At 60.9% G+C, this 15,632-nt stretch carries 10 protein-coding genes; 4 read left to right on the top strand and 6 right to left on the bottom strand.

Translation table 11 applies throughout. The features are described 5' to 3' along the window. Nucleotides 1–142: 142 nt before the first annotated feature. The 5 genes from BBB56_RS03075 to gpt all read right to left on the bottom strand — a co-directional run bounded on the left by BBB56_RS03075 (nt 143) and on the right by gpt (nt 8,870). Nucleotides 143–4,255 (bottom strand): autotransporter outer membrane beta-barrel domain-containing protein, encoded by a 4,113-nt coding sequence (locus tag BBB56_RS03075; RefSeq protein ID WP_233592981.1) that lies wholly within the window; start codon nt 4,253–4,255, stop codon nt 143–145. Continuing rightward, on the bottom strand, nt 4,203–6,113 hold the full coding sequence (locus BBB56_RS23695; protein ID WP_233592980.1) for a pectate lyase-fold domain-containing protein: 1,911 nt from the start codon (nt 6,111–6,113) through the stop codon (nt 4,203–4,205). The genes BBB56_RS03075 and BBB56_RS23695 overlap by 53 nt, the downstream gene beginning before the upstream one ends. A gap of 482 nt (nt 6,114–6,595) precedes the next feature. Beyond that, nucleotides 6,596–6,997 (bottom strand): sigma factor-binding protein Crl, encoded by a 402-nt coding sequence (crl, locus tag BBB56_RS03070; protein WP_123798690.1) that lies wholly within the window; start codon nt 6,995–6,997, stop codon nt 6,596–6,598. Between the two features lie 58 nt (nt 6,998–7,055). Next, nucleotides 7,056–8,303 (bottom strand): esterase FrsA, encoded by a 1,248-nt coding sequence (gene frsA, locus BBB56_RS03065; protein ID WP_123798688.1) that lies wholly within the window; start codon nt 8,301–8,303, stop codon nt 7,056–7,058. Nucleotides 8,304–8,408: 105 nt separating this feature from the next. Beyond that, entirely contained in the window at nt 8,409–8,870 is a 462-nt protein-coding gene (gene gpt / locus BBB56_RS03060) for a xanthine phosphoribosyltransferase (protein ID WP_081141165.1), read from the bottom strand. 254 nt (nt 8,871–9,124) lie between these two features. On the opposite strand from gpt, the gene pepD reads away from it, so the two are divergent. The 4 genes from pepD (at nt 9,125) to BBB56_RS03040 (ending at nt 14,436) form a co-directional block, all read left to right on the top strand. Next, a complete protein-coding gene (pepD, locus tag BBB56_RS03055; protein ID WP_123798686.1) occupies nt 9,125–10,582 on the top strand; it encodes a beta-Ala-His dipeptidase in 1,458 nt (485 codons plus the stop codon). A 260-nt stretch (nt 10,583–10,842) separates the two neighbouring features. Beyond that, a complete protein-coding gene (locus BBB56_RS03050) occupies nt 10,843–12,348 on the top strand; it encodes a sugar ABC transporter ATP-binding protein (RefSeq protein ID WP_123798684.1) in 1,506 nt (501 codons plus the stop codon). Continuing rightward, nucleotides 12,345–13,346 (top strand): ABC transporter permease, encoded by a 1,002-nt coding sequence (locus BBB56_RS03045; protein ID WP_123798682.1) that lies wholly within the window; start codon nt 12,345–12,347, stop codon nt 13,344–13,346. Before BBB56_RS03050 ends, BBB56_RS03045 begins: the two co-directional genes overlap by 4 nt. A gap of 25 nt (nt 13,347–13,371) precedes the next feature. Continuing rightward, nucleotides 13,372–14,436 carry a sugar ABC transporter substrate-binding protein gene (locus BBB56_RS03040; RefSeq protein ID WP_123798680.1) on the top strand — a complete coding sequence of 355 codons (1,065 nt, stop codon included), beginning with the start codon at nt 13,372–13,374 and terminating at the stop codon, nt 14,434–14,436. Nucleotides 14,437–14,463: 27 nt separating this feature from the next. Here BBB56_RS03040 and BBB56_RS03035 read toward each other — a convergent pair whose 3' ends face one another. Beyond that, nucleotides 14,464–15,606, bottom strand: a complete 1,143-nt coding sequence (locus tag BBB56_RS03035; protein ID WP_123798678.1) for a glycerate kinase — start codon at nt 15,604–15,606, stop codon at nt 14,464–14,466. Between the last annotated feature and the right edge of the window lie 26 nt (nt 15,607–15,632).

Here is a 15,632-nt window from a genome sequence, read left to right as displayed (position 1 = left end):
GCCGCCTCATCAGCGTCCCTTTCTTCTTTGCCTGCCCCGCCCCTGACGCGGGGAACGCGCCGGTCGCAAAGTCGCTCAAGGCTTCCCTGCGCGCTCGTCCCGTCCCCTCCGCGCAGTGACATCAACACGGTTCGCCAAAGCATCAGAACGTCCAGCGCACGCCGGCATTATAGCGCCAGCCCTTCGCGCCGTTGCCGTCAATCTCCTTGCGGTAGTCCGCCTCGGCATACAGGGACACGTCATGGCGGAAGCGCGTCGTGCCGCCGACGCCCACATCCCACATCTGGCCGAACCTGCCGCTGTAAAAGTTCTGGTCGATCGCGTTATCAACCGAGCCGACCTCGACCTTCGCGCCGCCGCCCCAGCCATGAGAATAGCTGGCGCGCAGATAAGGCGTGTATTCGCGCTGCGCATCGTCCTGCCAGGTGCGGTCCAGCCGGGCGCCGACGCGGCCGACCGTCTGGGCATCATCGTTGAAAGAGACGCGAGAACCATCTTTATCGGTGGCGTCGTTAAACGTCAGACGCATCCAGGTCAGCTGCGCCTGCGGCTCCAGACGCACGCCGCTGGCGAAGATAAAGGGATAGCCCGACTCCAGCGAGGCGCTCCAGCCGTCGGCCTTCAGCTTCGCCACCTCTTTCTGCCGCGCAACATCGGTGTCGCCGCGATGCCAGCTCCAGCTCAGCGCGCCGTCAAGATAGAAACCGCCGTCGCGCAGCCAGGTGCCGTAAAACGAGACGCTGTCGCTGTCAAAGGTCGTAGAGCTAAAGCCGTCGGCCGCGTGCGGCCGGATGCGCGTATTGCCGCGCGTGTAGGCTATGCCGCCGCGCAGGCTATCGCTGACGCCATCCAGCTGCAACAGATTGCCGCCGAGCTGCACCGCGCTGTAGTCGATATCGGCGTCAAAGCCGTAGTCGCTAAAGCTGCGGTTGCTTTCATAGGTGAGATTTGAGCCGAGATAGCGCAGAAACAGCTCGCCGCCGGTGCCGCTGCGCTGGCCGTCGCGCAGCTCGCCGAGGCGCTTATGCAGATCGTCGGTAATGGCCTGGGTGTAATAGGCCAGACCAACCGGCGCGGAGAGCCAGGACGGCACCTGCGGCGCCAGCGCCGGACGCGCGGCGGTCGATGCGGCGCGGCCCGCCTGCGGCTGGCAAAGCGAGCCGTCCTCGCAGATATAGCGGCTGGCAAGCCGGTAGTCCCAGCTCTGCCCGCTGCTCTCCGGCGCAAAGCTGTAAAGCCCGTACTGCCACGGACCGGCCGTCACATAGCCACCCTTCAGCGCAAAGCTGTCGGCGCTGGCGCTGCCGGACACCTGCGCCAGCGACACGCCTTCGCTGCGGTCAATCACGCCGTCGCCGCTGGCGTCTCCCGGCGACACGGCGCTGGAGCCGCTGATACGGTCCGCAATCAGCGTGGTGCCGGTGACGTTGCCGTTGACCCGCAGCGCGTCGCTCTGGCCGCCTGCGCCGAGCAGTCGGGTGGTCAGCGTCAGCGTACCGCCCGACGAGGCCAGCGCGCCGTTGATGGTCAGCAGATTATTCGCCGCGCCGCCGCCGCTCAGATCCAGCGTACCGGCGTTGTTCACCACCAGCGAATCGTCGGTTGCGCCCGCCAGCAGCGGATTGACGTTATTACCGGCGAACAGCGTTGAATCAGGGTCAATATTGATGGTGCTGTGCGCCAGCTTAAGGTTGTCGGTCAGCGTCCACTGAGTGTGGTAGAAATTCAGCGTGCTCCAGCCCGCGCCGAGGTTAACCCCTTTGCTGACATCGTCGCCGCTGAACGAACCGCCGCTGGCGTCAATATTGTTGAAACTCAGCGTGCTGCCCGCGCCGCCTGCGGTAGTGATATGGCGGGTGCGGGCCAGGCTGACATTCTCTATCAGCGCCTGATTATTCTCGCCGCTGCCCATGGTCAGGCTGCCATCAAGGGTGCCGCCGGTTACCGCCAGCCTGTCGCTGCCGTTGCCGGTATTCACCTCCCCCACCACGCTGCCGCCAATAAACGCCAGCTGGTCATTGGTCGCGCCGCCCGCCACTATCGGCGTTTCCGGGAATTCAGCCTGAATATCCCCCTGGTTGATAAACAGCGTCTGGCCGCCGCGCAGATCGATAACCGGCGCGACGCGGCTGTAAGAGACGATGCTGCCACGGTTGATCACTTCGCTGGCGGTGCGGGTGACAATCGCCGAGCCGCCCTGTTCGCTGGCGATAGCGATAAAGCCGTCGGAGAAAACCCGACCGGTGGTATTGGCGCGAATGCCGTCGCCCGTGCCGTTGACGATAATTTGATAGCCTGGTCCCACCCGCAGATCGTTGACCGTGGTCGAGCCGTCTTCATTCTGGAACAGGTAGCCGACGCCGCTGCCCATCACGTCCAGGTACGCCCTCCCGTTATAGTCGAACGAGGTGGCGGAGCGAATGCCTGCGCCGTCAACGGGAATAATATAGGCGTTATTCAGCGCAATATTAGTGGTCTCTGCGCGGTTGTTGATGCCGCTGCCGCCGCCGGCGGCGCTGAGAGTAATTTCGCTGGCCTGCAATCCGGCCGCGCCGCGATCGAGCAGCACCGCATCCGCCCCGCCGCTCGCCCGGATACCGCTGCGAAACAGTTGATCGCCCTGAATATCGAGCGTGGCATTGTCGCCGACGCGCGCGCCCGCGATGCCGCCGTCCACCTGCACCGACCCGTTATAGGGTTGATAAATGCCTGCGCCTGCGCTGACGTTAATGCCGGTGCCGGAGGCAACCCGAATCCAGCTCTGGTTGATGAGTCGGCCATTGTTAAACAGATGCGCGCCGGTGCTGTTCTCGCCGCTGAGATCGATGCTGCCGTTATTCATCACCGTGGCGCCGTTGCTCGCCTGAAGCGCGGTGATGTTTTTGCCGCTGCCGCTGATAACGCCGTAGCTGAACACCGCGCCGTCGCCGTTTTCGCTGATGGCGCCGATACTGTTCTCGCCGTTCAGCACGACATTTTCCAGATCCGCATAAGCCCCCCTGGTCGCGCGCAGCGCCACCGCGCCCCTGCCGTTGACGAGGTAGTTATCATTGCCATACATGGTGGTGCCGTAACCGGAAATGGCGATGCCGGTGGTGTTATCCCCGCTCAGGGTGACAGTGGCGGGTTCGCGCGCGGCGAAAATCGCGCCGTCGGCAAGGCGATAGAGGGTCGATCCCGCGGTGCTGACCTCCTGGCTGCTGCCCCAGGTGGTGAGACTGCCGCCGCCCTCTGTCAGCTGATAGCCGGTCTGGTTAGCGTCGTGGAAAACCACTTTGCTCTGCGCTCCGAGCGTGATCCAGCCGCCGTACAGCGCTTCCCCCGCCAGCGCATGGCTGCCGTAGAGATTAACCGTGCCGTTCTGCTCAATGCGCGCCGCATCGCCGATGGCAGAGAGACCCGTTGACGGAAAAAACGCGCTGGCGCTGCCCGCCGTCACGTTCAGCGTGCCGCTGCTGCTTATCGCGGAGGTGGTGGCGCTGGCGCTGTCGAAATAGTAGCCCGACGCATAGAGCGCGATTGCGCCGTCGCTGACGTTAATATCGCCGCTGTTAGTGACTTTGCCGCCGCGCAGCGCCTGAATCGCGTAGCTCTGATCGCCGCGCAAACCGATCGCGCCGCTGTTGATTAGCGCGCCCTGATACTGGGCGATCAGGCCGATCTGCTGACTGCCTGCGCCATTGATAGCCGCGTGGTTGGTCAGCGACGAGGCGTAAGGCTGATCCAGCGCATTGGTGATATAGCGCGTCAGATCGTAATAGTTGCCGTCCACCACCGCGCCGGTTGCGCCGCCCACGTTCAGGTTAAGCTGCGTCGCCGCGTCAATGACGCCCTGGGCGCCGCCTTCGACGCGCAGGCCGGTTGAGGTGTTGCCGACATTGATTGTTGCGCCCCTGGTATTGAGCCGTGATCCTGCGCCGACCACCTCGACCCCGGTCGAGAAGGCCGCGTTGGGGGCAATCGTCAGGCCTGCGCCAGAAAAGTCCGCGCCATCCTGGTAGCGGAAAATCGTGGCGTACCAGTCGTCCGGTCCGGTCGCGTAGTTGCCGCTGGTCGGTAAATGGATTTTCGCATCCGGGCCAATAGCCAGAAAGCCCATCTGAAACTGCCCGCTGCTGCCGAGCTGCGGCACCGCGTCTGTGGCGACCTCGACCGTCGCGTTGCCCTCGGCGCGGATGCCGACCGCGCCGTCGCCCTGCAAATTAATCGGCCCGTTCAGGGTGGCGGATGCCTGACCGCTTGCCCTGTCCGTCAACCCAGACGGCGGTGTTAAAGCTGCCGTTCAGGGTGTCGGCGCGCCCGGCGACGTTGATCGCGCCGCTGGAAAAGGCGCTGGCGCGGTTGCCGTCGCGGGCAATCACTTTCACCGCGGTGGCGCTGTCGCCGTTAAGATTAATGGTGCCGCTGTTGCCCACCAGCCCGCCGCTGCCAGAATCCAGCACCAGCATCCCAACGTTTTCCGCCGGTCGGAACTGCGCCCGGCCATTGATGTCGATCGTGCCGTTATTCAGCGCTATCGCCTCCTGTCCGCCCTCGACGCGCATCGCCACAGCGTTCTGCACTTTGCTGCCCAGAACGATGCGGCCATCGTTGATCGCCGTCGAGTTAAGCAGCTGCGAGATGGCGCTTACGCCGCCGCGCTGATTAATCGCCACATCTTCAGCGGCGTCGGCTTTATCATTCTGCGGCGTGCGGCCAACATAGAGGGTGCCGCCCGCGCCGTTGATAAAGCTGGCGGCATCGCCATTCAGCACCACGCCGGCGGCGCTGCTGCTGACGGCTGAGTCGGCGACGCCGATATTTATGGTGCCGTTATTAATAGCCTGCGAGTCGCTGAGCCACAGCGCGCTGCTGAGGTTGCCTGCCGACGTTATCGCATAGTTCAGCACGCCGTTATTGATGAAGCGACTGCCGTCCGTCGCCCGCACCGTTGTTCCGCTGTAGCCCAGCGTCGCCGGATCGACGCCGCTGCCGTCAGACTGGTTAAAGAAGCCGCCGTTGATCACCCCATTATTGACGCCGGTGCCGCCCACCAGCCATAGCGCGGTGTTGTCATGATCAGGCGAGCCGCTGGCGGCCAGCTTGCCGTCGATAATCGCCCTGGCTCCGCCCGTGGCGCGCACTGCGCCGCCGTCTGCGTTCACCACTTCGAGCGTGGCGCCTTTCTGTACCGACACGCTGGCGCCCGGCCCGTCAGCGCTCAGCACCGAGCGCTCGCCCACCGGGATGACGACCTCATCGCTATAGTCATCGGCGTCGATTACATAGGCGATCGGCGCGCTGTAGAGCGTCAGCGCCTTATTAAATTCCCCGTTGTAACTGTCCGCGCTCAGGTTGCCGCTTTGCAGCTGTTCGATCAGCCAGCTGTTGTACTGCTGTAAATCGTTCAGGCTGGTCACGTTGAACGCGCGGCTGTTGCCGTCCAGCGTGGTCACGCTAAACGGCCCGCTGTAGCGGGCCACGTTATCGACCCAGTAGGCCAGATTAGCGGTATATTCCGTTGCCGAACCGGTAAAAGTAATGCGGTTGTCAGACTGCCAGTTCATCGCCCCGCTGCCGCTGGCGGTGAACAGCTGGCTCTGCTTCGCCGCCATGCTCCAGCCGTTGGTGGCGGCAGTGGCGGCCGCGCCGTCAACGCCAATATCGATGTTAATTGTGCCGTTGCTCACCTGCGCGACGCGCGTGTTGATGTACTGCTGACCGTTAACGTTGTAATAGTCGGGCAGCGTGCTGGCGGGGGTGACCGACGCCAGCGCACGAATGCTGGCCGGGTTATAAACCTGAACGCTGCTATTATTCGGCAGGCTAATTACGTAATCCTGCGCGCCGAACGTCAGGCGATCGGCGCCAATAACGTTGTCATCCGAAATGATTCTGCCGCTGCCTAATAGTTCCCCGACGGTAACGGGCCTGCTGCCCTCTTCTCCTGGCTGAAAACGCTGAATACCGCTCAGTGTTTGCGTTGACCCATTACAGACGCAAAACACCCCGGCTTTATTATCATTTAATAAAGGTGAAAAAGGTTTTAACGTGGCGGCCTGACTAAAAGTAACGGGAAATAACAGGCCCGGCCCAGCGGCCAGGCTTAATAATACCGGGTTTAATTTAAACACAAGGTTTTCCTCCAGAGAGACGGCGCAGAGCCACCCGAACTTTTAGGGTGTCCGGGTTGGCATTCTTTTTCAGGCGATAACAAACGGAGAAAAGCCGCAACAAGACGCGTCGCGCTGGTCGCCATCACACCATTTCGTCAGGAAAACGTCTACAAATCGTAAGTGAGATCGGACTCAATAAAATAAGAATAGGAATTGTGCCCTGTCTGACTCTTTTTTATCTGGACCTGTAATTTTGGCTGGCCGTATTGATTACGCAGGTTTTATAAAGTCGATTTAGTTAATAATGATAATCAAATAAGCGGCAGGAATATTTTCAGGCGTGCGGATTAAAAAGGTACTAACAGCGGCAGAAATTATACCGGGCAGGAAATAAGCAAAGCGGAGAGGCAAATATAAACGCAGCGGGAGAGAGAAACTTATTCAGAAAGGACATAGCCGCTATAAAACAGGCTATGTCTGTTATCCAGGCATCAGCGGCGTTATGCGCTGAGTTTTACCGGTTGCTCATCGAAGCCGCTGGCGGGCGTCAGACCCAGGTTCAGCTCCTGCAACATTGCTTTCAGACGGGTATGGAAGTTACGCAGCGTTTCTTCCACCTTCTGATTATTCTCTTTCCCCTTGATGGTCGCCACTGACCAGTCGCCGTCTTTATCGAACAGGCCGATATGATAGACATAGGTAAAATGATCTTCCTGCGCTTCCAGCTCCATCCACCAGCCCCAGAACTCACGGCTTTCCGGCGCAGGTTTGACATTGACGCAGGCGGCCAGGCAGTCGAAAAAGAACCGCGTTTCTTCACATTTCCCTTCGCGGATATACGGTCCCAGCTCGGTGAAGCGCTTAAGCAGGCGACTACGGGGATGACCACTCGGTAACGTCATGCTAATTCTCCATAAGTTTGACCGTTAGTATTAAAGCAAACCACAGTGAATTTGCCAGCTACTGTTGTAACCGCTTTGCCAGCCAGTCGCAAACCTGATTCAGCGCGCGTTCAAAACTTGCCAGCGCCGGTCGGGGGGCAATGGTTAACAGCTTGCCGTCGGCGGAGGAGCTGACGATCAGACGCGCATCCTCTTCGGGACCAAAGGGATCGTTCGGCCAGTAGCCCGCCAGCATCGGTGTCGGCGTGCGGCGGCCCAGCAGCCCCTGCACTTTCAGCGAGTAGCGGTTCAGCTCGGTGCGCAGCGCGCTGTCGCTGGCAAAGTCCATGCCGAGACGGCTGGCGAGCATGTCCATGTACATATCGGGGATGGCGTCCTGCTGCTGCGCGTTGGTCAGCAGGCTGTGCACAATCGGGCCAAGCGTGGCGACGGCGCGCAGCCGGTTCGCCTCCAGATAGGCCAGCCGTACCGCCACGTTAGCGCCAAAACGGTAGCCGAACGCCGCGACGCGCTGGTGGTCCACCCAGGGAACCTTTGCCAGCTCTTGCAGCACCTGCTGATGCAGAAAGCTGGTGTCCTGATTAAGCCGACATTTCGCAGAAAAGCCGACCGACGGCATATCCAGCGTCAGCATGGCGATGCCGCGCGGCGCAAGATAGTCGTGGAACAGGCGATAGTGATCGCTTTGCAGCGAGTCGAGACCGCCGCAAAACAGCACGGTGGCATAGGGCGCGCTGGCGTTGGGAGGCATATGCAGAAAGCCGGTGATCGGGCTGTTGCCTTCGATATTGAAGCTCAGCGCCTTGAGTTCGCCCGGCAGACGCTGCGTCGCCTCTTCATAGGCGCGGTTTGCCAGCGTCTGCGCCTGATCCGCCAGCTCATCGCCTTTTATATAGGGATAGGCGGCCAGGCTAAAGAGATGCGAGGCGCGCAGCCAGTGTTCGCCCGCCAGATGGTCATCCTGCTCTTTCTGCGCGCGCTCCTGCCAGTAACCCGCCTGCTTTGTCCACTCAAACGGCCAGTTGCCGCTGCGAAAGCCGATCACGGTGTCAAGCAGCGCGTCATCCGTATGGCGCTGGTCACTGATGGCGATACGCGCCAGCACTTCGCTGATCTCCTGCGGCGGCACGCCGCGCCACGTCCACATCAGCTTGTTCAGCATGCGATACCAGCCGTGCTGGCTGGCGCCATCCAGCGTCGCTTCGACGTCCACAGCGGCATGATGCTGGCGATGCACCAGCGACGAGGTTTCGGGATAGTTATAGTGCGGCTTGAAGAGTTCTTCGCTGAGGTTTTTACTCGACATACTCTGTTCTCCTGGCAAGAACTTTAGTGTACTGCACGGCAACAGAGGGCGCGAGGCGAAAAAAGCACAACGCCCGGCAAGCCGGGCGTTGTCAGAAGCAGCGGATTAGGCGCCTTTAACGATAGGCGGGATATAAACCACGCCCATGTCCCACGGCTGTTCAATCCAGGTATTCTGCGGGATGTCCACCACATAGTCGTCCACCAGCGGACGGCCTGCCGGTTTGGCGAAGATAGTGACAAAGTGCGCTTTGGGATACATTTCGCGAATCGCCTGCGCGGTGCCGCCGGTATCCACCAGATCGTCGATAACGATAAAGCCTTCGCCGTCGCCTTCCGCGCGCTTCAGAACTTTCATCTCGCGCTGATGATCATGGTCGTAGCTGGAAATGCAAACGGTGTCGACATAGCGAATGCCAAGTTCACGCGCCAGCAGCGAAGCCGGCACCAGACCGCCGCGGCTGACCGCGATGATGCCTTTCCACTGTTCAACAGGAAGCAGGCGCTGAGCCAGTTTGCGGGCATGAATCTGTAGCATGTCCCAGGTAACGACGTATTTTTCACTCATGAATAGCGATCCCAGCCAACTTAATCGGCTTAAAAATGTGCAACGGGAAAAAGGTTGCGCGAGATTATAAGGATCCTCAGCGCTAAAAACCAGCATACGAACGACCGGTTGCGGCTTTTTAGCGCGCCTGAGTACGCACCCGGCGGTAAACAGTGATATTCTCAGCCCCATCACGTCAGATTCCCTGACGGCGACCCTTTACTGGAAACTCGCGCGCCCCGGCCCGGCCGGCGCACTGACACAGGAGACCTGTCGTGTCTGAATTGTCTCAGCTTTCTCCCCAACCGCTGTGGGATATTTTCGCTAAAATCTGCTCCATTCCGCACCCGTCTTTTCATGAAGAAGCGCTGGCCACCTATATTGTTGGCTGGGCGAAAGAGCAGGGTTTCTGGGTCGAGCGCGACGCGGTCGGCAATATCCTGATCCGCAAACCGGCCACCGCCGGGATGGAAAAGCGCACGCCGGTCGCGCTTCAGGCGCACCTCGATATGGTGCCGCAGAAGAACAACGACACCGTGCATGACTTCACGAAAGATCCTATCCAGCCCTATATCGACGGCGAGTGGGTCAAGGCGCGTGGCACCACGCTGGGCGCGGACAACGGCATCGGCATGGCCTCCGCGCTGGCGGTGCTGGCCGACAGCAGCCTGACGCACGGCCCGCTGGAAGTGCTGCTCACCATGACGGAAGAGACCGGCATGGACGGCGCTTTCGGTCTGCAACCGAACTGGCTTCAGGCCGAAATCCTGATCAACACCGACTCGGAAGAGGAAGGCGAGATCTACATGGGCTGCGCGGGCGGCATCGACTTTATTACCACGCTGCCGCTGACGCGCGAAGCGGTTCCGGCCAGCTTTGAAACCCTGAAGCTGACGCTGAAAGGGCTGCGCGGCGGCCACTCCGGCGCCGATATTCATATGGGTCTCGGCAATGCCAACAAGCTGCTGGCGCGTTTTCTTGCCGCGCACGCCGCCGAGCTGGACCTGCGTCTGATCGACTTTACCGGCGGCACGCTGCGCAACGCCATTCCGCGCGAAGCCTTCGCCACGCTGGCGGTAGAGAGCCATAAAGTCGACGCGCTGAAAGCGGCGGCCGCGCACTTCCTGCTGGCGCTGCAAAATGAACACGGCGTGAAAGAGAAGAACATCAATGTCGTCACCGAGCCGCTGGCGCATCAGGGCGACGCGCTGACCGCTGACAGCCGCGATCGCTTTCTCAACCTGTTGAACAGCACGCCGAACGGCGTTATCCGCAACTCCGACGTGGCGAAAGGCGTGGTTGAAACCTCGCTGAACGTGGGCGTGGTAACCATGGACCATGACAAAGCCGAGATTAACTGCCTGATCCGTTCGCTGATCGACACCGGCCGCGACTACGTGGTGCAGATGCTGACCTCGCTCGGCCAGCTGGCTGGCGCGCAGACCACGCCGAAAGGCGGCTATCCGGGCTGGCAGCCTGACGCTAACTCGCCGATTATGGCGCTGACCCGCCAGACCTACATCGCGCTGTTCGATAAGACGCCGAATATTCAGGTCATCCACGCCGGTCTGGAGTGCGGCCTGTTCAAGAAGCCCTACCCGAACATGGATATGGTCTCTATCGGCCCAACCATTACCGGTCCGCACTCGCCGGACGAACAGGTGCATATCGAGAGCGTGGGCCTTTACTGGAAACTGCTTACCACCTTGCTGAATGTGGTTCCAGAAAAGTAATCGCCCTGCCCCTTCATTAACCAGGCTCCGGCCTGGTTTTTTTATGCCTGCGCCTTTTTCCCAGCACAAAACACCACCTTATTGCTGTTTCCTGTTGTAAAACACCAGGGTTAGCGGGCGCCTCAGCTTTAGCCGCCAAAGTATCCAGATGTCTGGATGGCTAATAAGATTTCGTGCTAGCTTATGCGCTTTCGGCTGTTGCCGCGCCTGAAACTTCAGGAAAAAATTGCGGCCAGTTATTTACACGGGAGCTTCGCTTGATGAGCGCGTTAAATCGCCTTGAGATGCGCAATATCTCTATTGCCTTCGGCGGATTTGCTGCCCTGACGCAGGTGGATTTTGTCGCCGACGGCCATTCGGTTCACGCGCTGACCGGTGCCAACGGCGCGGGAAAATCGACGCTGATGGCGGTGCTGTCGGGTGCGCACAGTCACTACAGCGGTGAAATCCGGCTGGACGGCTCGCCGGTTTCAATACGCAGCCCGCGTGACGCCAAACGACTCGGCATTCATCTGGTGCAGCAGGAGGTGGACGTTGCCTTAGTGCCTCAGCTGAGCGTGGCGGAAAATATTTTGCTGGATCGGCTGGCCGAACCGGGGCACGGCTTTCGCTGGAGCGCCCTCCGCCGTCAGGCGCGCGCGCTGCTGGCGCAGCTCGACGTCAGCCTGGACGTTAACCGCCTGGTAGAGCGCTGCACGCTGGCGGAAAAACAGCAGATTTTGCTGGCGCGCGCCCTGTCGCATCCCTGCCGCTTTCTGATCCTCGACGAACCCACCGCTCCCCTTGACCAGCACGAGAGCGAGCGGCTGTTCGCCGTGGTGCGCCGCCTGCAACACAGCGGCATCGGCGTGGTGTTTATCTCTCACCGTATCCACGAGCTAAAGGCCATCTGCGATCGGCTAACGGTGCTGCGCGACGGCCGACTGATTGAGAGCGGCCCGCTGGCGGCGCTGAGCGGCGAGCAGATCGTCGCGAAGATGCTCGGCCATGAACTGACTGATATTTATCCGCCGCGCCGCCCTGTCAGGCCGCAGCCGCTGCTGCTGGCGGTCGAGGGTCTGCACGACGATCGGCTGTTGCAGGATATTTCGCTGCGGCTGCATAAAGGCGAAATCCTTGGCATTGCCGGGCTGGCGGGCGCAGGGAAAACCGAGCTGTGCAAGGCGCTGTTCGGCGCCAGCAAAAGCCGCGTCACGCGCGGCGAGCTGCACGGCAGGCCGTGGCGTCCGCGTTCGCCGCACGACGCCGTCAGTCAGCGCATGGCGCTGGTGCCGGAAGAGCGGCGTAAAGAGGGCATTTTTATCGACGAACCGGTGGCGATGAACCTCAGCGTCAGCGCCGATAACAGCTTTTCGCGCTGGAGTCTGTTCGGCCATCGCCAGGCGTGGCGCTGGGCAGAGGAGATTATTCAGCGGCTCAACGTACGCACCACCGGTCCGGCGCAGTCGCTGCGCCGCCTGTCCGGCGGCAACCAGCAAAAAGTGGCTATCGGCAAATGGCTACGCAACAACGCCGACGTGCTGATTTTTGACGAGCCGACCAAAGGGGTCGACATCAAAGCCAAAACCGAACTGTTCCGGTTAATCAGCGAACTGGCGCAGGAGGGCAAAGGCATTATTTACGCCTCCGGCGAGTTTTCTGAGCTGGTCGGTCTCTGCGACCGTATTTGTGTGCTCTGGGACGGGCGCATTGTGGCCGAGCTGGACGCGCACGCGGTCACTGAAGAGACGCTTCTGCTTTATTCCACTGGAGGAACCCCTGCGTGAGCAGCAAAGAGATTTCCCTGAATGCGGCCTCCCCGTCGCTGCGCCATCAAGTGTTCGACTTCCTCTATAAGTGGGGCATGCTGATTACGGTGGCGATATTGATCGCGGGCTTTGGCCTGGCGTCTGACAGCTTCCTGGACCCGAACAATATCATCAATATCCTGCGCTCTATCGCCATCGTAACGGTAATCGCAGTCGGCGTGTCGATCTCGCTGACCGTGGGCGGCTTCGATCTGTCGGTCGGCTCCACCGCCTCGCTGGCTAACGCGCTGGTGATCTCGCTGTTCGTCTGGTACGGCATGAACACCGGCGAGGCGATTGCGATAACGCTGGCGCTCTGTACGCTGATCGGCCTGTTTAACGCCTTTCTTATCGTGGTGCTGCGCATTCCCGATATGCTGGCGACGCTCGCCACGCTGTTTATTATTCAGGGCGTGGCCATGACCTACAGCTTCGGCGGCTCGATTACGGAAAACATGGTGATGCCGAGCGGCGATATGGCCGAAGGCGCCATTCCGGCGGGCTTTGGCCTGCTGGGCCAGGTGCCGGTGATCGTCATTATCATGCTGGTGGTGACGCTGGTGGCGCAGCTCGCCCTGTCGCTGACCACTCACGGCCGCCGCATGTATGCGCTGGGCGGCAATCCTGAAGCCGCGCGCCTTTCCGGCATTCGCACCACGCGCTATCGCGTGCTGGCCTATGTGATCGCCTCGCTGCTGGCGGGACTGGGCGGCATTCTGCTCGCGTCGCGCATCGGCTCATCGCAGGTCAATGCGGGCGGCGGCTATCTGATGGATGCGGTGGCCGCGGCCTGGATTGGCCTGTCGCTGGCCGGTTCCGGCAAGCCCAACGCGCTGGGCACCCTGGTCGGCGCCGTACTGCTCGGCGTGCTGCAAAACGGCCTGGTGATGCTCTCTGTGCCCTATTACGCCATGGATATTATTAAAGGACTGGTGCTGGCTCTGGCACTGGCGATGACCTATGTTCAGCGCCGCTAACGCTGATTAACCTGGAAAAATGACAATGAAAATACGATCGCTCTCCTTGCTGGCCGTTAGTCTGCTCTCTGCCAGCGCCCTGGCTGACACCCTTGCGCCGGTGCCTGCCCCTATCGCGAATCATGAAGGACCGGTGCGCATCGCGGTGATCCGCAACTTAGGTTCCGATGACAACACCACGCAGTTCGTTGCGGGCGCAATTCAGGAGGGCCGCAAGCTGGGCTTTAAGGTCAGCACCTTTCTCAGCAACGGCGACGACGCGCGCTTTCAGGATTTTGTCAATCAGGCCATCAGCCAGAAGTATGACGGCATTATCCTGTCGCACGGCAAAGCGCCCTACGCCAGCGGACTGGTGAAGCGCGTCGCTGACGCGGGCATTAAAGTGTCGGTATTTGATACGCCTGTCGATACGCCGATTCCGGGCGTAACCGTGACCGCGCAGGATGACGCCTCTCTGGCGCAGTCGTCGCTCGGCCAGCTGATTAAAGATTTCAACGGCAAGGCCAGTATCGTCAAGCTGTGGGTCGCCGGTTTCCCGGCGATGGAGCGTCGTCAGGTGGTGTATGAGAAGCTGCTGAAGGAAAACCCAGGCATTCACCAGCTGGAATCCATAGGCGCCGTCTCCTCTGACGTACAGGGCGATACCGCCAACAAGATCGGCGCGATTCTGGCGAAGTACCCGAAAGGCAAGATCGATGCCATCTGGGGCTCGTGGGACGCGTTCAGTCAGGGCGCGTATAAAGCGTTGCAGGAAAATGGCCGGACGGAAATCAAGCTCTACAGCATCGACGTCTCCAACCAGGATTTGCAGCTGATGCGCGAGAAGAACAGTCCGTGGGTGCAGACGGTGGCGGTCGATCCAAAAACTATCGGCGCGGTAAATATGCGTCTGGTGGCGAACAAGATCGCGGGCGAAACCACACCGGCTACCTATGATTTTAAAGGGGCGTCGATCTCCCAGCAGCAGCTTAACAGCCAGCAGGGCGCCATTAACGTGGCCTCGCTGAATAAGATCGTCCCCGGCTGGGGCGGCAACACCGACTTCGTCGCGCCGTGGTTCGCCACGCTGGAAGCGAAGTATAAGAAGTAAAAGAAAAGCGGCCTGAAGGCCGCTTTTTTACCGCATCACGCTGCCGATCTTAAGCGTGGCCGCAATATTTCTCGCCGCCAGCCGCAAATTCTCTTCCGCTTTCGCCAGCGCCTCCTCCAGGGTACAGATGCTGTAGAGCACGCTGAATACCGCGTCCAGCCCGTGCTGATGAACGACGCCGACGTCGGCCGTCAGGCTGCCCGCAATGCCGATCACCGGCTTATGAAACTGTTTCGCCACCTGCGCCACGCCAATCGGCACCTTGCCGTTGATGCTCTGGCTGTCGATACGCCCTTCGCCGGTGATCACCAGCGTGGCGTCTTTAACCTGTTCCGCCAGCCCCAGCGCTTCGGTGACGATCTCAATGCCGCGCCGCAGGTCCGCCTGGCAGAAGGCGTGCAGCGCCGCTCCCATGCCGCCGGCTGCGCCGCCGCCGGGAATATGCAGCACGTCGATGTCGAGGTCGCGCTGAATAATGGCCGCATAGTGCGCCAGCGCCTTATCCAGCTGCGCCACCAGCTCCGGCGTGGCCCCTTTTTGCGGGCCGAACACGGCGGACGCGCCGTCGCTGCCGGTCAAGGGGTTGGTCACATCGCAGGCCACCTCAAACCGGCACTGCCTTACGCGCGCGTCCAGCCCGTCAATATTAATTTTCTTCAGCGCGGGCAGCGCGCCGCCGCCATAGCCGATCTCTTTGCCCTGAGCATCCAGCAGCCGCGCGCCCAGCGCCTGCATCATGCCTGCGCCGCCGTCATTGGTGGCGCTGCCGCCAATGCCGATAATGATGTGCTGCACGCCCTTATCCAGCGCGCTTTTAATCAGCTCGCCGGTGCCAAAAGAGGTGGTAATCAGCGGATCGCGCTGCGCCGCAGGCACCAGCTCCAGCCCGCTGGCCGCCGCCATCTCAATAAAAGCGGTGCGCGCATCGCCCGACAGTCCGTAAAACGCGTCGACCGGCGCGCCAAGCGGCCCGGTGACGCACAGGTTGACCAGACTGCCCTCGGTCGCCGCCACCATCGCCTCTACCGTTCCCTCCCCGCCGTCGGCAACCGGTATTTTCACATAGGTGGCGTCAGGAAAGACGTCGCGGAACCCCGCTTCGATTGCCGATGCCACGCCCTGGGCGGATAAACTCTCTTTGTATGAATCCGGTGCGATTACGATTTTCATAGGCAATCCAGGCGCTGTTGTTGGAC

It is taken from the genome of Candidatus Pantoea deserta (assembly GCF_003813865.1).
Lineage (GTDB): Bacteria > Pseudomonadota > Gammaproteobacteria > Enterobacterales > Enterobacteriaceae > Pantoea > Pantoea deserta.
Note: the sequence above shows the minus strand (reverse complement) of the source record. Positions and strands in the feature narration are given on the sequence as shown.